The organism is Granulosicoccus antarcticus IMCC3135 (assembly GCF_002215215.1).
Classification (GTDB): Bacteria; Pseudomonadota; Gammaproteobacteria; order Granulosicoccales; family Granulosicoccaceae; genus Granulosicoccus; species Granulosicoccus antarcticus.
In genome coordinates this window covers 4,466,993-4,487,633 of the sequence record NZ_CP018632.1, presented here as the reverse complement: position 1 = coordinate 4,487,633, position 20,641 = coordinate 4,466,993, and the positions used below count along the sequence as shown (strand labels likewise).

Annotated in this window: 17 protein-coding genes; 6 read left to right on the top strand and 11 right to left on the bottom strand. The window is 54.6% G+C overall.

Features of this window, described 5'->3' with window-relative positions:
- Window positions 1-82 precede the first annotated feature (82 nt).
- The 4 genes from IMCC3135_RS19395 to IMCC3135_RS19380 all read right to left on the bottom strand — a co-directional run bounded on the left by IMCC3135_RS19395 (window position 83) and on the right by IMCC3135_RS19380 (window position 8,226).
- Window positions 83-2,650: a GcvT family protein gene (locus tag IMCC3135_RS19395; protein WP_088919111.1), complete on the bottom strand. Its 2,568-nt coding sequence runs from the start codon at window positions 2,648-2,650 to the stop codon at window positions 83-85.
- Between the two features lie 166 nt (window positions 2,651-2,816).
- On the bottom strand, window positions 2,817-5,864 hold the full coding sequence (locus tag IMCC3135_RS19390; protein WP_088919110.1) for an efflux RND transporter permease subunit: 3,048 nt from the start codon (window positions 5,862-5,864) through the stop codon (window positions 2,817-2,819).
- 16 nt (window positions 5,865-5,880) lie between these two features.
- Window positions 5,881-7,035: an efflux RND transporter periplasmic adaptor subunit gene (locus tag IMCC3135_RS19385; RefSeq protein WP_088921944.1), complete on the bottom strand. Its 1,155-nt coding sequence runs from the start codon at window positions 7,033-7,035 to the stop codon at window positions 5,881-5,883.
- 285 nt (window positions 7,036-7,320) lie between these two features.
- On the bottom strand, window positions 7,321-8,226 hold the full coding sequence (locus tag IMCC3135_RS19380; RefSeq protein WP_205737615.1) for a LysR family transcriptional regulator: 906 nt from the start codon (window positions 8,224-8,226) through the stop codon (window positions 7,321-7,323).
- 100 nt (window positions 8,227-8,326) lie between these two features.
- Here IMCC3135_RS19380 and IMCC3135_RS19375 point away from each other — a divergent pair, with 100 nt between their 5' ends.
- Complete coding sequence (locus tag IMCC3135_RS19375; RefSeq protein ID WP_088919108.1) at window positions 8,327-9,538, top strand: acyl-CoA dehydrogenase; 1,212 nt, start codon at window positions 8,327-8,329, stop codon at window positions 9,536-9,538.
- Between the two features lie 25 nt (window positions 9,539-9,563).
- Here IMCC3135_RS19375 and IMCC3135_RS19370 read toward each other — a convergent pair whose 3' ends face one another.
- Together IMCC3135_RS19370 and IMCC3135_RS19365 are read right to left on the bottom strand one after the other, a co-directional pair.
- Entirely contained in the window at window positions 9,564-10,244 is a 681-nt protein-coding gene (locus tag IMCC3135_RS19370; protein ID WP_088919107.1) for an aspartate/glutamate racemase family protein, read from the bottom strand.
- Window positions 10,245-10,401: 157 nt separating this feature from the next.
- Complete coding sequence (locus IMCC3135_RS19365) at window positions 10,402-11,307, bottom strand: LysR family transcriptional regulator (protein WP_088919106.1); 906 nt, start codon at window positions 11,305-11,307, stop codon at window positions 10,402-10,404.
- Window positions 11,308-11,521: 214 nt separating this feature from the next.
- Here IMCC3135_RS19365 and IMCC3135_RS19360 point away from each other — a divergent pair, with 214 nt between their 5' ends.
- The 4 genes from IMCC3135_RS19360 to IMCC3135_RS19345 all read left to right on the top strand — a co-directional run bounded on the left by IMCC3135_RS19360 (window position 11,522) and on the right by IMCC3135_RS19345 (window position 14,437).
- Window positions 11,522-12,532, top strand: coding sequence for a zinc-binding alcohol dehydrogenase family protein (locus IMCC3135_RS19360; RefSeq protein WP_088919105.1), 1,011 nt, complete (start codon window positions 11,522-11,524; stop codon window positions 12,530-12,532).
- A gap of 94 nt (window positions 12,533-12,626) precedes the next feature.
- Entirely contained in the window at window positions 12,627-13,001 is a 375-nt protein-coding gene (locus IMCC3135_RS19355; protein ID WP_088919104.1) for a VOC family protein, read from the top strand.
- Window positions 13,002-13,060: 59 nt separating this feature from the next.
- A complete protein-coding gene (gene speB, locus IMCC3135_RS19350; RefSeq protein ID WP_088919103.1) occupies window positions 13,061-14,014 on the top strand; it encodes an agmatinase in 954 nt (317 codons plus the stop codon).
- Window positions 14,015-14,113: 99 nt separating this feature from the next.
- Entirely contained in the window at window positions 14,114-14,437 is a 324-nt protein-coding gene (locus tag IMCC3135_RS19345; protein WP_088919102.1) for an NIPSNAP family protein, read from the top strand.
- Window positions 14,438-14,532: 95 nt separating this feature from the next.
- Here IMCC3135_RS19345 and IMCC3135_RS19340 read toward each other — a convergent pair whose 3' ends face one another.
- Genes IMCC3135_RS19340 through IMCC3135_RS19330 form a run of 3 tightly spaced genes read right to left on the bottom strand, consistent with a single transcriptional unit; the run spans window position 14,533 to window position 17,398 of the window.
- Window positions 14,533-15,540 (bottom strand): zinc-binding alcohol dehydrogenase family protein, encoded by a 1,008-nt coding sequence (locus IMCC3135_RS19340; RefSeq protein ID WP_088919101.1) that lies wholly within the window; start codon window positions 15,538-15,540, stop codon window positions 14,533-14,535.
- A 38-nt stretch (window positions 15,541-15,578) separates the two neighbouring features.
- Window positions 15,579-16,382 (bottom strand): SDR family NAD(P)-dependent oxidoreductase, encoded by an 804-nt coding sequence (locus IMCC3135_RS19335; protein ID WP_088919100.1) that lies wholly within the window; start codon window positions 16,380-16,382, stop codon window positions 15,579-15,581.
- A complete protein-coding gene (locus IMCC3135_RS19330; protein ID WP_088919099.1) occupies window positions 16,379-17,398 on the bottom strand; it encodes an LLM class oxidoreductase in 1,020 nt (339 codons plus the stop codon). The genes IMCC3135_RS19335 and IMCC3135_RS19330 overlap by 4 nt, the downstream gene beginning before the upstream one ends.
- Before the next feature lie 113 nt (window positions 17,399-17,511).
- On the opposite strand from IMCC3135_RS19330, the gene IMCC3135_RS19325 reads away from it, so the two are divergent.
- A complete protein-coding gene (locus tag IMCC3135_RS19325) occupies window positions 17,512-18,423 on the top strand; it encodes a LysR family transcriptional regulator (RefSeq protein WP_088919098.1) in 912 nt (303 codons plus the stop codon).
- A 68-nt stretch (window positions 18,424-18,491) separates the two neighbouring features.
- Here the strand turns inward: IMCC3135_RS19325 and IMCC3135_RS19320 are convergent, their stop codons facing one another.
- Both IMCC3135_RS19320 and IMCC3135_RS19315 read right to left on the bottom strand, forming a co-directional pair.
- Entirely contained in the window at window positions 18,492-19,133 is a 642-nt protein-coding gene (locus tag IMCC3135_RS19320) for a hypothetical protein (RefSeq protein WP_088919097.1), read from the bottom strand.
- Between the two features lie 369 nt (window positions 19,134-19,502).
- Complete coding sequence (locus IMCC3135_RS19315) at window positions 19,503-20,573, bottom strand: PAS domain-containing sensor histidine kinase (RefSeq protein ID WP_169727494.1); 1,071 nt, start codon at window positions 20,571-20,573, stop codon at window positions 19,503-19,505.
- Window positions 20,574-20,641 lie beyond the last annotated feature (68 nt).

Below are 20,641 nucleotides of genomic sequence, written 5' to 3'. Positions count from 1 at the left end.
CGATCTGTTCACGCCTGCCACAAGCCAGCAAGCAAAATGGGGCTGAAGCTTACCGATGCTCTGGCAAGCTCAGCCCCTGCAATCACGACTTGGGCTTGAGATTCTGAGGATCGTATAGAGGCTTGTAGCCTACGCCTTCGACCGTCACTCTGTATTGCTCGTCAAAGTATTCGATAATCAGTTCACGACCTTCCTGGGCAAAGTCTTCCGGCAGATATCCCAGGGCGATGTTCTTGCCGATGGTCGGTCCGAAAGCAATACTGGTGGTATAGGAGCGGCGTCCTCGGCTGTCGACCAGTACCTTGCCGGTGTCCGGGTCGATGATTGGGCAATTGCCCAGCGGGTAGCGCGCAACGCCGTTCGCATCCAGATTGTCGTTCATCGTCATGGTGCATAGATAAGCCGATTGACGTTCCAGCTCACGTTGCTCCAGGTAGGCCTCTTTGCCATGAAAATTGGCGGCTTTCACCACGGGACGTGACAAGCCTGCTTCATACAGGTTGTACTCGGTCAGCAGGTCAGCATTCTGCAGACGCAGGCTCTTTTCCAGGCGACGGCTGTTGGCGTAGGTTTCCACACCAATGGGTGTGACGCCTTCGGCAGCCAGGGCATCCCAGACTTTCAGGCCATCTTCATAGGCAAAATGCAACTCCCAGCCTTGCTCGCCGACATAGGAAATGCGGAACGCCGAGACCGTTACGCCATTGAGCTGGAATGAGCGTATGGCAGCAAACGGGAAGTTCTCGTTGGTGAGTACTTCTGGATCATCCACGACTTTTTGCAAGGTGGTACGGGCATTGGGGCCCCAGACGCCCAGGCAGGCAAAGTCGGTGGTCAGGTCTTCGATCAGCACATCATTCAAGCCCTGATCCTGGCTCATGCGCTTCATCCAGATGAAATCACGATTGCCTGAATCTCCACCATCGATGACACGAAAGTGATCTTCGGCCATGCGCAGGATCGTCAGATCCGCCCGGACGCCACCGGTGTGATCCAGAAAGTGGGTATAAACGCCTTTGCCCACAGGGGTGTCGGCACCGACCTTGGCGACACTGAGGTATTCCATCAGTGCTTCAGCATCAGGGCCTTTGGCATCGTAGATGGCAAAATGCGACAGGTTGACCATGCCGACATCTTCGGTGATTTGCAGATGTTCGGCATTGGAAACACGCCAGAAATGGCGGTTATCCCATTCTGCTTCACGCACGGGAACCTGGTCGGCAAATTTTTCCAGCAGGTGTTCGTTGGCTGCATAGCCATGCGCTCGTTCCCATCCCGCAGCTTCCATGAAGTAGCCGCCCAGAGCCTGCTCTCGCTCATAGAAGGGGCTCTTGCGATGCCCACGACCTTTTGTATAGGGTTCGCGGTTGTGTACGGCCGGGTTGTAGATCTTGAAAGCGGTTTCGTAGCAGCGATCGTGAATGTACTGTTCTTCTTGCTGGAACGGATAGTAGCGAGTGACGTCGATGCCGAAGTTGTCCAGCTCGGTGCGTCCATCAGTCATCCAGTCGGCAATGATCTTGCCGGTGCCGGGGCCATCTTTGACCCAGACCGAGACGGCATACCAGAGGCCGCGTACCTTGGCGGATTCGCCAATGGAAGGACCGCCGTCTGAGGTGACTTGCAGCAGACCGTTGAATGACGCTTTTTCATCATAGCCAAGCTCGCCCAGAATGGGCGTCAGCTCGATGGCTCGTTCCAATGGCTCCATGACCTGTTCGATCTCAAGGTCTCGCTGCGAGGGAGAGAGTCGAGCTTCTTCCTTTTCCTGCAAGTCTCGAGGGTGGCACATACGCGGCTCACCTTCTTCGTAATAGCCCCATTCGATCATGCCGCCATCGGAGGAGGTGGAGTCGCCGGTATCGCGCAGGTAGGCCGAGTTGCCCTGATCGCGCAGCAGTGGCCAGCCAATGTGCTTGCCAGTGCCTTCAAATTCCAGATACGGGCCGAACCACAGCAAAGGGTGATCAACCGGCATGACGGGAAGATCTTCGCCAGCCATCTCTGCAATCAGACGTCCCCACAAGCCGGCGCAAACAACCACGTAGTCTGCAGCGATATAGCCACGCGTTGTCTCGACACCCACGATCCTGCCTTCCTTGATATCAAGGCCGGTGGCTGAGGTGTTGGCAAAAGTCTGTAGATTGCCGGTTTTTTCTGCCTGCTCCACCAGTTCGCCTGCGACGACCTGTGAACGAGGCACCACCAGGCCTGCGTCCGGATCCCAGAGAGCACCCTGAATAACGCTCTCTTCGAGCAGGGGGAATTTCTCTTTCGCTTCGGCGGCGGTAACCATGTGAACACGGTTGCCGAAGGCCTTGCCGGCAGAGACGCGACGCTTGAGCTCACCCATACGTTCATCGTCACCGACTCGTGCCACTTCCAAGCCACCGACTCTGGCATAGCGACCCATCTTTTCGTAGAAGTCGATACTGTAATTGGTGGTGAAGCACGTCATGTGATCCAGTGCCGTGGTGTAGCAAAAATCTGATGCATGTGCCGTAGAGCCGATATCGGTCGGTATGGCAGATTTGTCGATGCCGACAATATCGGTCCAGCCACGCTCGATCAGATGATGTACCACGGAGGCGCCCACAATGCCTCCCTGACCGATGATGACTACTTTTGCACTTGAGGGAAAACGTGCCATTTCTTGAGTAACCAGAGTTGGGAACAACACCTCGACAGTGTGCTGTTCAGGGGGGCATGAATGGCCACAAGTATCCCTGTTGTGTTGTCTGGCGCAATGCTGAGTACGCTGCCTGCTTGCTTAAGGGCGACAAAATTCTGGCCTGCCTTGACGGCAGGCCGGCCTGTCATCCATTCAATGCCGCGACGCCCGACGCTGGTGCATGTTTTTCATCGCGTTTGAAGAACAGGTAGTACAGCACTGGGGCGGCAATAAGCGTCAGTATCGAGCCGAATGCCAGGCCTGCCATGATGGTGACTGCCATCGAGACGAAGAAGGCATCGCCCAGCAGTGGAATCATGCCCAGAATGGTGGTCGCAGCGGCCAGTACCACGGGTCTGAAACGGGAAGTGGAGGCGGTGATGATAGCCTCCTTGAGCGCCATGCCCTCGCGCCTGACAATATCGATCTCTTCCACGAGCACTATGCCGTTCTTGATCAACATGCCCGACAGGCTCAGCAGTCCCAGCAAAGCGGTGAAGCTGAAAGGCAGGCCGGTGCTGAGCAGCCCGATAACCACCCCGGTGACCGCCATGGGCACCAGCAACCAGATGATGAGTGGCTGACGCAGAGCATTGAAAAGCAGTATCGAGATAAGGATCATGATAAGTAGCGCCACCGGCAATTGCTGAGCCAGTGAACGTTGTGCCTTGCCAGAGTCTTCATATTCGCCGCCCCATTCCATGCGATAGCCGGTGGGCAGCACCATGGCCTCAACCGCTTGCTGAATGTCGCCATGCACGGCAGCAGGGGTCTTGTCCAATGAGATGTCGGCCGACACGGTCAGTGTCGGTACGCGGCTACGGCGGTGATACAGCGTATCCTGAATTTCATAGTCAAAGCCGTTGATGACTTGGCCCAGAGGCATCATGGCATTGTTCGATTGAGAGCCTGTCATGTGATCAATCAGCCCGTACTCGGTATCTTTTGGCGCACGTACGATAATGGGGATCAGGCGCTCGTCATCACGATAGATACCCGCCGGAACTCCATCTGTGGCAAAACGCAAGGTCCAGGCAATCTCCTCACGGGTGACACCCGCAGTCTGAGCACGCTCAGTGGCGTAGTCAGGTTTGATGACCAGTTCCTGCTCGTGCCAGTTGGTACGCATGCCGGTGAAGTCATCGGTATTTGCCTGCATGATGCGTGCAGCATCCTCACCCAGTTCACGCAGTACCTTGGGGTCCGGTCCAGACAATCGCAGCTGTATGGGATCACCACCACCCGGGCCGAAAACCAGACGCTTGGTCCTGAACTCGCCATCGATCAGGTGGCTCGTGCCAAATTCTTCAAGTGCCAGCTGCAACTCCGGAATATCATCGATGCTCTGTGTACGCACGATCAGATGCCCATAGCTGGGGTTGGGGCGCTGGATGGGGTAGGTAAGCATGAAACGCGATGCACCGTCACCGGCAAAAGCGGTGACCGACACCACATCGTCGCGCTCCATCAGCCAGGCTTCCACCTGTTGCAGATCTGCCGAGGTTCTCTTGATGTCAGCCCCTTGTGGCAGCTTGTAGTGAACAAAGAACAGTGGCGTATTTGAATCAGGGAAGAACTGTTGCTTGACCTGCTTGAAGCCTGCAAACGAGACTACGGTTATCAGCACCAGTACTGGCACTACAATCCAGCGTCCCGCCAGAGATGCGCGTAGTACCGATGCATAGGCACGAAACACCGCGCCACTGTAGGCATCGTCTGCACCCGCCTCTTGTTGCTTGAAGAAGTAGTGCCCGAACAAGGGGGTGACCGTGACGGCCAGCACCCAGGACAACAGCAGGGAGGTGCCGATGACGGCGAACAGGGAAAACAGGAACTCTCCGGTCGCATTGGCACTCAGCCCGATAGCGGCAAATGACATGATGCCAATGACGGTCGCACCTAGCAGTGGAATCTGTGTCTTGGAGGCAGCCTCATCGGCGGCATCCAGCGAATTGCGGCCACGACGCATGGCGCTCTGCATGCCTTCTGCCACCACGATCGCGTTATCCACCAGCATGCCCATGGCGATGATCAGGGCGCCCAGTGATATGCGTTCCATCTCGATCGAGAAGAACTTCATGACCAGCAGCGTGCCCAGTACCGTGAGTAGCAGAGTAGAACCGACAACGACCGCGGCGCGCCAGCCCATGAACAGGGCCAGGACGATAACCACAATAGCCACCGACATGGCCAGATTCACCAGAAATGCATTCGAGGCATCCTCAACCACCGAGTGTTGCCGATAGATCGATTCGATCTCCACGCCATAGGGCAGATCTGCCCATAATTCACTCAGGCGTTGATCAACCCGTTTGCCCACCTCGACAATGTTCTGTGATTGCAAGCCTGCCACGCCGATGGTGAAGGCTTCGCGGCCATTGAAGCGGATCATGCTGGAGGGTTTGTCCACCCGCATACGCGTAACGGTGGCCACATCGGTCAGAGCGATGACCCGGCCACTGACACCGATCGACAGGCTGGCTATATCACCCACACTGTCCGAGCCTTCGGGTGCCTGTATCAGAACATCACTGATTTCCCCGGCAGCCACCACCGAATTGGCCTGGGAAATGGCGCTGATGATGGATTGTGGTGGAATGTTCTGATTAGCTGACAAAGCCAGATTGGGTTCGATATAGATGGCTTCTTCAGGTAGGCCTGCCAGGGTGACATCGGCAACGCCTGGTACGGCCAGCAGTTCACGGCGTAGAAAGGTTGCCAGTTCATGCAGTTCGCGATCATCAAAGCCCTGGCCCATGACGGCAAAGTACATGCCGAAGACATCGCCGAAGCTGTCATTGACAAAGGGGGTGGAGACCCCGTCGGGCAAGCCGCGTGTGGCATCCGAGATCTGTGCTCGCAGGCGGGTCCAGATAGCTTTGAGTTCGTCGCCCTTGATCTCGGGCTTCATCTCGACTTCGATCAGCGACTGACCGGGTGTGTTGACCGAGATGATTTCATCCACCTCTGCCATTTTCTGAATGGCACTCTCCAGTGGCTCGGAGACCTCACGGGCAACCTGTTCGGCTGAGGCTCCCGGGTATTGCGTGACGATGGCTGCCGTCTTGATAGTGAAAGCAGGATCTTCCAGTCGTCCCAGTGAGAAGAAACTCCAGATGCCACCTATCAGGCAGATCAGGATGAAAAGCCAGGTAAAGATCGGCTTGCTGATACTGGTTCTTGCGATATTCATGATCGGTGTGCGCGCCTCAGAACGAGACAAAGCGGCGAACGCGCAAGCCATCGCTCAGAGCGCTGACACCGGTTGACACTATCTCGGTGCCGCTCTCAATGCCGCTCATGATCTGGATTTCACCGCGCGCACTGACACCGATTTTTACAGGAGTCTTGACGACCCGCAGGTCCTGCTCGTCGTCGCCTTCGATACGCATCACTGCGGTACTGCCATCAGTCTCCTTGTAGATGGCTGTGGCAGGTACGGTAATGCCGCCGGGGACATTGAGCACTCTGCCGATCACGGTGACAGAGGAGCCTGGAAACAACAGCAGGCCTGCCGGTGGCGTTAGCCCCAGCGAGACACGAAAGGTCTGGCCGACCTCGGATGCCTCGGCATCCACTTCCCGGTACTCGACGGGGAATAGCTCCTCGCTGGCAGGAAAGCGGGCGACAAATTCCAGATTGGGGTCATTGCCGACACGCTGGAAAAGAATCTCGGGTACATCGATTTCGATGCGCAGCTCTGACAAGTCGTGCAGTCGAACGACCGGTATGCCGGCGGCGATGGTGGCGTAGTTTGCCACCTTGCGCATAGCCACTACACCATCGAAGGGGGCGCTCAGGGTGGCGTGCTCCAGCGCGTATTCGGCATCCCTGACGGCGACCGCCGAGATAGTTGATGCCGTTTGTGCATCATCGATAGAGGCGCGGGTCGCGCCATTGCCTTGTAATTGACGTAGTCGCCTCAGTGTGCGATCAGCCTGGGCCTTGGATGCTTTGGCGCGATCCAGTGCCAGTGTGAAGGGTTCCTGATCCAGTTTGGCAACCAGCGAGCCTTTGGCTACAGGGGCGCCTTCAATGGCCGGAAAATCAAACAGCTGGCCACCCACCTGAAACGCCAGGTCGACGGATTGTTTGGCTGATACTCGTCCGAAAAAGGTGCGCTCCAGATTCATGTCCTGGCTGGCCAGGGTCATGATCTTGACGGGTTTGATGGACGGCTGGGCGGACACCTTGTCGGCAGGCTCGGCACTATAGGCCACCTGCATCAATGAGCTTGCGACGAATGCACTGAGGGACAAGGTGATGATTCGTATGAGGCGAGTGGCTTGAAGCGGCACCGCACAAGAGCGCAAGCAGTCTTGAGGTTGGGAGTGGGTCAGGTTGTTGCGCATCATAAGGGGCATGCTGATACTGTCAGGTTGAATGTAGTTCACGGGCAGGAGTTGTCAGGCCGCTGAGCCTGAGAGTAGAGTGTAGGAGCTGGTTTGTCTTTTCGGAAACAGGAAGATCGAATAGTGCTTATTGTTCTAATTGAATAGCGCCCCTCATCGATAGGGCGTGAAAGAACTGATAGTTTTACGAGTCCGAAGCTACTTTGGCTAGTCGCAAGGCGTAACACAGGGTAGCGGCCAGGCACCGTGGTGCTTTGAGAGTGGCCCGGCCAGCGATGCGTTACGCGCTACAGGTTCTCAATCTGTCAGCGGTTCGCTGGTCTGCAATGCGAACCAGGCACGGAAGGTACTCAGCGGGGCGTAGGTGTCGCGCGAGTGGGGCCAAACCAGCCAGTAGGCGCCCTGGCCGGGTATATTCTGTTTCAGGACTGGTTGCAATCGACCTTCTCTTATCTCGTTCTGGGCCAGATAATCGGGTAGAAGCGCGATGCCCAGACCTGAGATGGCGGCCTGTATCATCATTGAGAACTGATCCATGACCATGCCGCTGGTACCGCGCACCGTTGCGTTCTGTCCGGCAAACCAGTCTTCCCAGCCGGTTTTGCGGCTCTCCAGTTGCAGTCGTGGCAGTCCGGCCATGTCGGCGGGGGTGCTAATGGGATTGCGTGACAGAAAATCGGTCGAGACGCAGGCGGTCAGGCGTTCATCGAACAGTTTCATGCCATGGGTGCCGGGCCAGTCGTTATCACCAAAACAGATTGCGGCATCAAAGGGCTCGGTTTCAAAGTTGAAACGCTCCAGTCGAGTGGACAGATTCATGGAGATGCCCGGATGCTCATCGAGAAATCGCCCCAAACGAGGTCCCAGCCAGCGTGTGGCGAAAGTGGGAAGAACGGCCAGCGACAGGGTGCCGCCTTCTGGATTGGCGACGGCACGGATACTGGCGCCGTGAATGATGTCAATGGCGCGCGAGATGTCGACTTGATAGGCAATGGCCGCATCGGTGGGAACCAGTTTTTTTCGATGTCGCAAGAACAGCGTGATTCCCAGCTGAGCTTCCAGTGACTGCACCAGCCGGCTGACGGTGCTCTGTGTCAGGTAGAGCTCTTCGGCGGCGGCCGTCACCGAGTGATGTTGCATCACAGCTTCGAAGGCGAGTAACTGGGAGAGGGAGGGCAGGAAACGGCGTTGTCGCATTGACATTCATAAAATGCATGATTGAATGTAAAAATACTGATTTTTTATTGACTAAACAAGGTTTACAGTAAGAGAATCAGTTATTTTCTGCATTAATGAGAATTGTATGGTGGACAAGAATCAGACTCCCGAGCACAAGGGGCAGCCATTTATCTGGCAAGACCCGTTTCTGCTAGAGGATCAGCTGGAAGAAGACGAGCGCATGATTCGTGATGCGGCGGCCGCCTTTGCCAAGGACAAGTTGCTGCCACGGGTCGAACAGGCCTACCTGGAAGAGCAGACCGATCCTGATATTTTCAGGGAAATGGGGGAGACGGGCCTGTTGGGTGCAACTCTGCCAGAACAATACGGTGGTGTTGGCGCCTCCTATGTGGCTTACGGTCTGGTTGCGCGTGAGATTGAGCGTATCGACAGCGGCTATCGCTCGATGATGTCCGTTCAGTCTTCGCTGGTCATTTATCCGATCTATGCCTTCGGCTCTGAAGAGCAGAAGATGAAGTATCTGCCTAAGCTGGCCAGTGGTGAATTCATTGGTTGCTTTGGCCTGACTGAACCTGAAGCCGGTTCGGATCCGGGTGGCATGAAAACCCGTGCAACCAAGACCAGCAACGGCTACAGCCTGAGCGGTGCCAAGATGTGGATCTCCAACGCACCGATCGCCGATGTGTTTGTGGTCTGGGCCAAATCAGATGCTCATGATGGCAAAGTGCGCGGCTTCATTCTCGACAAAGGCATGAAGGGACTGTCTGCACCGAAGATCGGTGGCAAGTTGTCATTGCGCGCCTCGGTGACCGGGGAGATCGTCATGGAAAACGTCGAGGTCGGTGAAGATGCGTTGCTACCGGGTGTGCAGGGCATGGCAGGACCGTTCAGCTGTCTTAATCGTGCACGTTATGGAATCTCGTGGGGTGTTATGGGCGCGGCCGAAGATTGCTGGTTCAGGGCTCATCAATACGGCATGGATCGCAAGCAGTTCAACCGGCCGCTGGCAGCCACTCAGCTGTATCAGAAAAAGCTGGCAGACATGCAGACTGAAATCGCTCTGGGATTGCAGGCTTCACTGCGAGTCGGACGGCTTTTCGATGAGAATCGCTTCGCACCCGAAATGATCTCTATAGTCAAGCGCAACAACTGCGGCAAGGCACTGGATATTGCTCGTCAGGCGCGTGATATGCACGGCGGCAATGGCATTCAGATCGGCTACCACGTGATGCGTCATGCGCAGAACCTGGAGACGGTCAATACGTATGAAGGCACGCACGATGTGCACGCACTTATCCTCGGACGTGCACAGACCGGTATTCAGGCATTCGGTTAATACCTGACTTGCATTAATGCCCGTATCATTCCATGCCTGCGCTTGTCAGTAGCGAGCGCAGTGCATGAACCGCACTGTCCGGGGTGGTAATGATCGGGCAGGATATGATTCTGGACAAGGGTTCGGCCGATCGGGCTAATGAAAACTGGCCCAGAATGACGGCATCATGATCGCCCAGTTTGGCACATGCTTGCAGTACGGCCTGATCATGCGCTTCACCATCGCCCCGCTGTAGTGCAGCTAATGCACCTTCAGCCAGCACGGGTGTTATTTCTATTTTCTGACCTTGTTGTAATGCCATTTGTTCAAGCTCGGCGCTCAAAGCTGACAGTGAGGGCGGGAAGGTCACCACCAGCGCCAGTCTGCTACCGATATGCAAGGCCTCTGCGAAAGCCGCTTCGTTGGGACGCAGAACAGGAATCTGGTGGTCAGCTTTGACAGCATCTATGGCAGGGCCGAAGGCCGAGCAGGTAAAGAGTATCGCCTGGGTCTGTCCACCCTGGCCGCTGGCATTGGCGGCGTAGTCGCCCAGATCACGAAAGCGCTGGATGATGAGATCGTCCAGTTGGCCCTTGTCCGCAAGATCGGCCGACAATGAGCTGTCGAGCAGGTCCATACACATCGCTTTTGGCCAATGTTGGGCAAAGGCTGTTCGAATCGGGATTACCGACTCCTCCAGAGCATGGATCAACGCGATTCTAGACATTCGTCGTATTCTTCCGTGTTTGCAAGAGTAATTAAAACTTCCCTGTCTGGAGTGTAGAACGATATGCAGGTAACACGGAACCCGTTTTACACAAGGTTTTTGAAACAATAACCCTCAGACCACTCTTGTAATAGCGACTGCACCAATTGAGAGCAGGCTAGTCATCTGGGATCAACCGTGATGCACCAAGCCGGCTGGCCAGTTGATCGGCCAGAGAACGTACGCGTGCCGGTTGTGCCCGACTGGGCGGAAACAGCATTTGCAGGGGAGCTGCTGGCGGCGCGCTACTGGCCAGGATCTCTACCAGTTTGCCCGAACGGATGTCCTCTCGTACATCATGTTCAGATTTGAGTACGATGCCCAATCCTGCCACACCCCATTGCCGGACCAGAGCGCCGTCATTGGCGACACGGTTGCCGCGTACGGTAATCATCTGTTGTGTCGCCCCATCGCCAAATCGCCAGACATTGTCCAGATGGCGGCCAAATCGCATGATCAGGCAGTTGTGTTGGGTCAGTTCATCCGGGGTCATCGGTGTGCCGAATTGCTCAAGGTAGGCGGGCGATGCGCACACCAGTCGGCGGCTCAGGCAGATGTGTCTGACTCGCAGGGAGCTGTCACTGACGCGTCCGAAGCGCAAGGCGATATCAATGCCATCATTAACCACATCAACGTAGCCATCAGAGAGCAGTAGCTCGATTGAGATCTGTGGGTGCTCTGCCACAAAGTGATTGATGGTATCTGACACCACAGCTCGTCCGATATCAATGGGGGCACTAATACGAATGGGACCGGTGAGTGTCTGAGCGCCATGACGAATGCGAGTGTCCAGCTCTTCTACCTCACCGAGCACCCGCTTGGCGCCTTCCACCAGTGTGCGGCCTTCCTCGGTGAGGCTGATGGCTCGTGTGGTCCGGTTCAGTAGCACCACCCCATAGTGTGCCTCCAATGCCGCAAGGCGCTCGGAGACCGTGGTGGAGGACAGTCCTGCTTCACGGCCGGCCGCGGTCAGACTGCCACTTTCGACAATTTGCAGGAACAGGGCGATGTTATTGAGAATCATTGTACGGATATGCCGGAATATCAATTCGGATTTTGATAGTTTATCCGGTTAAGGCAAGCGCTTATAGTCCTATCCATGCCAGAACATCAACTTGGCCATCAGTCGTCGCCTGCGATAGTCGATGAAAGAGGCGTCAAGCTTGTACCCGTTCACGTTCAGACCTGATTTTAAAAGGCACTACCGTGTGCCGCCTGATTATTTGAGAGACAAACCCATGAAAGCTGTTGCCCTTACACACTATCTTCCCATCGAAAACCCAGAGTCGTTCCTCGACGTTGAGCTGCCCAAGCCCGTCGCTGCAGGCCGTGACATACTGGTTGCTGTCAAGGCGGTTTCTATTAACCCGGTTGACACCAAGGTTCGCGGCCCCAAGGATATCGTTGAAGAGACGCCACGGGTCCTGGGTTGGGATGCCAGTGGCATCGTTGAGTCGGTTGGACCCGATGTGACTCTTTTCAACGTCGGTGATGAGGTTTACTACGCGGGTGATATTACGCGCTCAGGTTCCAACGCAGAGTTTCAGCTGGTTGATGAGCGCATTGTCGGCGCCAAGCCCAAAAGCCTCAGCTTTGCAGAAGCGGCGGCCTTGCCACTGACCACCATCACAGCCTACGAAGCATTCTTTGATCGATTGAAAATTGATCGAAACGGGGCTGACAAAGGGCAGACAGTATTGATCATTGGTGCAGGTGGTGGTGTGGGTTCCATCGGCATTCAATTGGCAAAGGCTGCTGGCCTGGTGGTCATCGCAACAGCTTCGCGCCCTGAAACGACTGCCTGGGTTAAAGAGCTGGGAGCAGATCATGTGGTAAACCATCGTGAGCCCATGGTTGAGCAGGTGCGAGCTCTGGGTCTTCAGCACGTTGACCATATCGCGATCTTCAACGATATGCGTCATTGGGAAACAGCGGTTGAACTGATCCGGCCAGAAGGTGCCATCGTGACGATTGATGATACCGAGCAGCCCATGCCTATGGCGGGTATGAAGGTGAAAGCCGCTAGCCTGCACTGGGAATTCATGTTTGCTCGTGCCATGCATCAGACACCTGACATGATCGAGCAACACAATCTGTTGAATTACGTTGCTGGTGAGATTGATGCGGGTCGTATTCGCACCACACTGGATACCGTACTGAGCCCGATCAATGCCGAGAATATGCGCAAGGCACATGCCCTGGTTGAGACGGGTAAAGCCAAAGGCAAGGTTGTTGTAGAATCATTCTGACTATGACATCTGGCTTGATCGCCAGAATAAGCTAACCTTCTTCGGCCCTGACAGTCTCTTCTGGCGGGGTCGAAGACAGACTTGGAACCGCGCCATGCCTCTTGTAAAACTCGATCACGTCAATGTACGCACGACGCAACTTGATGCCATGGTGAGTTGGTATACGACGGTACTGGGCATGCGTTCCGGAGAGCGCCCCAACTTCCCGTTTCCAGGGGCGTGGATGTACGCCGGTGATAGCGCAACGGTGCACCTGGTCGGGATTGAAGGTTCTCCTGCAGCTGGCTCCGAGGTGGCGTTGAAGCTTGAGCACTTCGCCTTTGCAGCCACGGATATGGCATCGTTCGAAACCCGACTGCAAGAGTGTGGTGAACGCTATGAGCGTTCTGAAGTTCCCTCCTTCAACATCGTACAGTTCAATGTCTGGGATCCGGATGGAAATCATATTCATATTGATTTTTCAATCTGAATAAGCGCCAAATTGCACTACTATCGAGTTCTCAACGATCACATGTCTCAGGAGACTCGATGAACAACCAGCCATTGGGTGGCAATGAAATGCCCCGTTTTTCAGGCCCATCGACCATGATGCGCTTGCCCTCCCAGGCAACAGCTGAAGGGCTGGATGCCTGCTTTGTCGGCATCGGACTGGACATCGGCACCTCTCACCGACCGGGCACGCGCTTCGGGCCGCGACAGATTCGTCAGGAGTCGGCAATGATTCGGCCCTACAACATGGCAACCCGTCTGTCGCCATTCGATCATTTGCAGGTGGCTGATATTGGCGATGTGCCGGTCAATACCTTCAATCTTCAGAAAAGCGTTGATATCATCAAGGAGTTCTATGATGGCATTTTGAAGTATGACGCGGCACCTTTTACCTTGGGCGGCGACCATACGATCGTGCTGCCCATCATTCGCGCCATGGCTGCCAAGCATGGGCCTGTGGGTGTGATCCATGTAGATGCCCATGCTGATGTCAACGATGTGATGTTCGGCGAGAAGATTGCACATGGCACGCCTTTCAGACGCATGGTTGAAGAGGGACTGGTAGCGCCCGATAAGGTTATCCAGATTGGCTTGCGCGCCACAGGCTACGCGGATGATGATTTTGACTGGGGCCGTCAGCAGGGATTTCGCGTGGTGCAGGCCGAGCAGATCTGGTACAAATCTCTGGCGCCGCTCATGGAGGAGGTTCGCCAGATGATGGGCAATCATCCTGTCTATATCTCCTTCGATATAGATGCTTTTGATCCTGCGTATGCTCCCGGTACCGGCACCGCTGAGCCAGGTGGACTGACCTCGCATCAGGGCCTTGAGATTGTGCGAGGCACTTATGGACTGAACCTTATCGGCGGTGATCTGGTCGAAGTCTCACCGCCCTATGATCAATCGGGCAATACGGCGGTTCTGGCATCCAACATTCTGTATGAAATGCTGTGTTCCTACGCCATGCGTTCTGGCAGAAAACAGCCTGAATAATGAGTTGAACGAGGCCATGCTGAACTTGCTGCGAGTGAGCTGTTCGGATGATGTCCTGGCTTGAGCTTGAAACCACAAACCACAAGGAGATACTGAGTAATGGCTTTTTTTGAAATCAGACAATACAGAATTCGTCCCGGAAAAATGGATGCCTGGCTGGAGTTGATGCACTCTGAAATCATCCCGTTTCAAGTCACCCATGGTCTGGTGCTGTGTGGCAGCTACCAGGGTGAGGAAGATGATTCGGTGTATTTCTGGATACGTCGTTTCGAGGACGATGCGCAATGTAAAAAATTCTACAAGGATGTTTATGAATCCGATAAATGGGTGAATGACCTGGCACCTCGTGTTGGTGAGGTCATGGATCGGGATGGGATGGTGGTACACCGTGTGAAAGCGACGGCGATGTCACCTTTGCAGTAAGCGACGTCTCATCCAGCAACGAGCCGACATCCGGTGTCGGCTCCTTAGTGATGGAAAGATTGCCTGCGCGCTGTGTGCCGTTCTAGCGGGTCAGCCTATTTGAAACCATCCAGGACTGACTTGCCGATAGCACGACCGCTTTCCTGAAACTCATGGGCTGCCAGCAAGTTCTTCACATTCATTTCACCGCCGTGGTGATTAGCCGTGGTGATCAGGCTGTTGTTGTCCAGCAGTTCCGATACTCTGTTCAAAAGGGTGTGTTGTACATCCATATCCTCTGTTTGAAAGATCGAGCGGGCGAACATGAATTCCCAGGTCAGGGTCAGGGCTTTGAGTTTGATGGCGTTGATATTCAGGTCCTGCGGATCATCAGTCATTGCAATATGACCACGTGGTTTGATCAGTTCGATGATCGCATCCCAGTGCTGGTCTGTTCCTGTGAGAGCTGCAACGTACCGAGGTTGTATTTCCAGCGCCTTGAGTTCCTCGTTCAGTGGGTTGCGATGATTCACGACGTGATCAGCTCCCATCTTCTTGACCCACTCAATGGTGTCTGGTCGAGAGGCAGTGGCGATCACGGTCAGGTTTGTCAGTTTCTTGGCCAGCTGAATCAGAATGGATCCGACGCCGCCGGCACCACCAATGACCAGCAAAGCTTCGCCCATACCATCACCTTCGTTCAGCTTGAATGCATCAAACAGTATTTCCCAGGCAGTGATAGCGGTGAGTGGGACAGCGGCAGCATCGGCAAAGCCCAGTGATGAGGGTTTACGTCCGGTGAGACGTTCATCTACCAGCTGATACTCGGCATTGCTGCCCGGGCGCATGAACTCTCCGGCATAGAACACTTCATCGCCTGGTTTGAAGTGAGTGACTTCGGAACCAACCGCTTCTACGATGCCAGCCGCATCATAGCCAAGGATGCGATGTGCGCCCTCTGGCGCCATGTTTTCTCGCACCTTGACATCGACCGGGTTGAGCGATATGCCGTGGACTCGAACCAGCAGATCGTGAGCTGCGGGCTGTGGCTTGTCTATCGTGAGTTCGATGAGTGCGTTGTCGGCTGTAATTGGACAGGCTTGGGTATGAGCAATGGCTTTCATGAGGGTGTGTGTCTGGTTGAGTTGTGAGGCGTGTTGAGTCAGGCGGTGTGTTGGGTAAGAATCGAATCAATCAACTTCACCACAGCAGCCGATTTTTCCGCATTCAAGGCATCGGCATGAGGGGCTGCGAACTGTCCGCTATCATTATCGAAGTACTGGCCGGAGTGGCTTTTAAAGTCACTGTCCAGTGCTGCCCGGCACAGAATTCGGGCACCGATGCCAATATCATGGCCTTCGGCTCCGAAACCTTGCTTGACCATTTTCGTGCCCAGCATCGAGCCAGGATTGACAGCGATGACGGTCGGGGCATCGGCTTTTTCAGCAAGCAGGCGAGACCACATGGTGATCGCAAGCTTGCTTTGGGCGTAGGCTTCCATTTCGCTCACATTGGCGTTGCCTGCCAGAGCCTCAAGATTGACGGTGGCCTGTGCGGCTGAGGACAAGTTGATGATTCGTCCATCGGTACCGATCAATGGCAGCAGTTTTTGTGTAAGACGATAAGGGGCAATGGTATTGACCATGAAGCGTGTGTCAAAACCATCAGCGGTTTTGGCATCAGGGGTTTTGAAAACACCGGCATTGTTGATCAGAACATCCAGTCTCTGATGCTTGTCCGCTACTGCCTGCGCCAGCGCATCCACATCTGACAGTTTTGACAGATCAGCGACGAAGCACTCGATACTGGCATCCTTTGACAAGGCCAACAGTGATTCTGCAACCGCCTCCAGTTTGGATTGATTACGTCCGTGCAGTAGAACTTTATGGCCTTTTTCTACCAGCATTTTTGCTGTTGCCAGCCCGATACCATCGGTTGCGCCGGTGATCAGTATTGTCTTGCTCATGAATTGAATTCCGAAAGTGTAGGGAAATCGGGCAGTAGTTCGTCCGCAAGAATCTGCAGGGCAGGTTCGATGGCGGATTGATTGAAACGCAGGTTCAGGGCGACGTGATTGACGCCAATGGTTTCAAGTGATTGCAGATAGGCACGCAAGGCATGCACGCCTGTGCGAAAGCCCAGGTGTATGGGGCTGAGCGGGGTGTCTGGATTTTCGACCAGGTCCACGTACAGCGGTTGCATGACAGGCTTGGGTTTGCCGCTCGCGGCCGCTATGCGCGCCTGATAATCACCAACGACCTGAGATTGTTGGACAATGCTGCGCGGGTAGGTCATCCAGCCATCGCCATTTCTGGCAATCCACTCGGGATCTTGCTGAGAGCCGCCGGTGATGAGAAGCGGCAGGCGGGCACCGACCGGTTTGGGCAACATGTCCATATCACCACGCACTTGTCCCAGAGGGTTGGTGAAGCGAGGGGAGTCGCTAGCCATATTGCGTATATAGTCGACACTGTCGCGAAATCGGGCGCCACGTTCCTCGAAAGGGATGTCCAGAGCCGGGTACTCTTCTGGCCTGTCGCCAGAGGCAATCCCCAGTACCAGTCGTCCGCCAGAGAGTGCATCGACACTGGCAGCAGCCTTGGCTGTATGAGCCGGATGTCTTAGCGGTAGAACCATGCTGGCAACACCCAGTGTAATACGGCGGGTTTGAGCTGCCAGGTAGCCCAGATAGACAAACGGGTCAAACTGCTGGCCAGCATCGCCAAAGGCCGGGACGTTGAAAGGCACATCGCGTAACCATACTGCCGAGAACCCCAATGCTTCTGCCAACTGCACGCGTTCAAGGTGGTCGTTCAGGGTTGGCACCGGCGAGTGTGCGTAGGTCTCAATCGGTACAACCAGGCCCAGGCTCAGACGGTTCGTCTTGAACACGTTGTCAAAGCCGGCGTTGATGGATTCGAACGCGCAACTCTGACTGTTCTCAGAGACAGCTTGGGGTGAGCAAGGTGTGGGGTTACTCATGAATATGCTTTCAGTACAGGCCAGAACCAGCGAGGTCTTAACGATAGAGATTATTCATCAGGAATATAAGATGCTGTATAAAGACTTCAGAATTCGCATTTTGAATATAATCAATGGATACGCAAAGCATCCGCCTATTCGTACTGGCTGCTGACAAGCTGAACATCAGTGCCGCCGGGCGCGAGCTGAATATGGCGCCGGCGGTGGCCAGCTCACGGCTGGCAAAGCTGGAAAAATCCCTGGGTGCCGATCTGCTGCATCGCTCGACACGCAGTGTGAGCCTGTCAATGGAAGGCGCCGAGTTCCTGCCCTATGCCCGGGAAATGCTGGCGCAAGAGGAGGCCGCCTACAACGCCCTTGGGCGTGGCACTGCAATGCCATCAGGGACACTTCGTTTTGCCGCCTCCAGCACGTTCGCACAGCTCTATATAGCGCCGCTGCTGCCTGAGTTCCTGCGTCTGCAGCCTGCCATTCGACTGGATCTGCGGTTAACCGATACGCAAATGCCGTTGATCGAAGGCAGTTTTGATCTGGCGCTACGAAGCTCGACACCGGCGGATTCGAGCCTCAAGGGGCGCAAGCTTGCGAACGATACGCGCATTCTGTGCGCCTCACCAGGCTACCTGGAAGAGCATGGCGAGCCTGTGCACCCGGATGAGCTGAACTCGCATCAGCTGATAAGCTTCAAGGACAACGCGTCGCGTTTGCTGGTGGATGCGAATGGCGCGGTGGCAGATTTCAATCCGAAGCAGGCCGGCAGTCGTCTGACCATTGATGATGGTTTGAGCCATAAGCTGGCGACAGTTGCCGGAGCAGGCATCTCGATCAATTCGCTGTGGAGTGTTCATCGTGAACTCAACGAGGGTAGTCTGGTTCGGGTCTTACCGCACTACAGGGCTGATGAGCAGACGATGCTGTGGCTGGTGTATCCGAAGTCCAATGTGCTGACGGCCAAGGTGCGGGTGTTTATTGATTTTCTGCTGGACAGGATTGGGGCATCTCCGGTTTGGGAGAACGAGTCGTAGGATCAAGAGGCGTGGGTTCAAGAAATGGTCAGGCGTTTTGCTGCCTCTGACTGTTGTGTCAGCTCCTACTAGTTATCCAAAGCGACAACCGCTATGTCCGAATCCGGTACCAGGCTTTGCGAAAAACCAACAATCCTTTGATTCCAGTAACCACCGGGTGGATACGCCTGGCCTTTGCTGGTGTAAGCGCTTGGCCAGTCCCACCAGTGCTCTGTGATGCCGTTGTTTTTTCGTTCGTTCTGACCGTGGTACATTTTCCATCCGGTAACAAGACCGTCTGAGTTTTTTTCTACGCTGGTTATCGTGGCCATATGGCCTATATAGCCACCGGCCTCTTTGTAGAGGCCTTCCTTTTTCTTCGCAGCCAGCGGTTGTTTGCTTGAGAACCACAAAACCGCACCAGGCTTCAGGTTTTCACGTATAGCCAATAGGGCGTCGGGGGCTTCGGTCAGTTTCTTGCCATCGTAAAAAATGGGTACAAACATTCCCTTCTCGTCATACCATTTAGCGATGCCCCGTGTGGTTCTTGCTTCTGCCACACCCGGTCTTTGGTTGTTGCCACCTTGTACGTATTCTTTGATGCCAGGTGGAGCAACCAAGTCCACTTCGCACATATCGGCAACATAGCTGGATAGTCGCAAGAAGTTTCCGCTACAGTCACGCCACTCATTGCTGGGGTCCTGGGAATAATCGATAGTCTGGCTTGCCATCCAGGATATTGCGGGCGATATATCGCACTGAGTAACCGTCTTGTCGTCAGTTAGAGGACTCGTGGGTAACGGTTCTGGTTCTGATGGTAAGACTGGCTCTGGCTCAGTTGTTGGTTGCTTGAGTGTTGCAGTTGTGCATGAACTGCAAAATATCAGCGAGAGAAAGCATACCGAATATTTCATACCTTTTCTCTCTTGTGCGCTAGATTCGGTTTTCAGTGTCACTTGATATGACTGGCGCACGCAAGATTGTTTTGTGGTCTAAAAGGACTGTCAAAAAATGGGCACAGGCGTACACCGTTGCTCATGCATTTGGCGAACGATCATGCCTGGGAGCTCAAAACCATGATAGCCAGGCTGTGTCAGCACCTATAAAGAGGAGGTGGTATGAGGCAGACAAATCGTGAACTCCGTAGGCTTGCTGCATCGTGATATTTCGACGCTACCACCTAGTTTTGCGACATGCTTTCGTACGATGTACAGCCCCAGGCCATGTCCGGGTTGCCCCGCTGCATCACCTCGGACAAAAAGATCGAACAGGCTATCCTTGCGGCTCTCGCAGATGCCAATACCATTGTCCTGCACAATCAGTTCAGTACCCTGCTCATTTTCCTTTAGCAGTACCACGATCTCTGGAGCCACCTCATCCGGATTCTGAAATTTTCGTGCATTAGAGATCAGGTTGGTCAATATCTGTTTAACGCGAACACGATCAGAGGTTAACGTATCAACTGAGCAGTCGACTGTTATGCTCAGTTCCAGCGTCCTGCTATGGCCACTCAACAAGTCGGAGATGTCCTGCACCAGCTCTCTGACATCAAAGGTTGTGATCGTGGGTTCATTCACGCCTGATTGTGCCAATGACATCAGATCACTGATAAGTCCCTTGAGTCGCACGATCTGAGACTCGGATTCTTGCAGTAATTCGGGTATTTCGTCGAACTCTCCATCCTCGAAATCGCCGGTAATCATTTGCAGAAGTCCACCGATGGAGGTGATCGGTGCGGATAGATCGTGCGATAAATGATGCTGAAGTTGAGTGAGCTCCTCATTCGCCTCATAAACCCTGCGTTCCTGCTCCTGAGCATGGGTTATGTCCGTGAAGACAATCAGCACCCCCAGTACCTTTTCCTGTGCTACCCGTGAGGCGAAATACTGAATGCGTTGCTGACAGGTGCTGCCCGAGGAATGCTTAAAACTGACCTGCCGCTCTATCGTTTTGCCATTGGCAAAAACAGCATCGATATCGTCATTGGCAGTATAGGGTAATGGCAACGCCAGAGGTGATTCATGAAGCAGTGCCTGTAGCTTGAATTCAGCGTTGCGGGTGAGTTCAGGCAGCAGCTTGTTGAGCGCCGGATTGCACGTCAGCACGAGATGCTTGTGATCAACCAGCAGCGCTGCTTGTGAAAACCCTTCAACCATCTGGTATACGTTCAAGCAAGAGTTTTCAGTGACCTCTCTGGCCCCTATCTCACAGTGGTTTATGCCAGATCGTCCGGACTCTG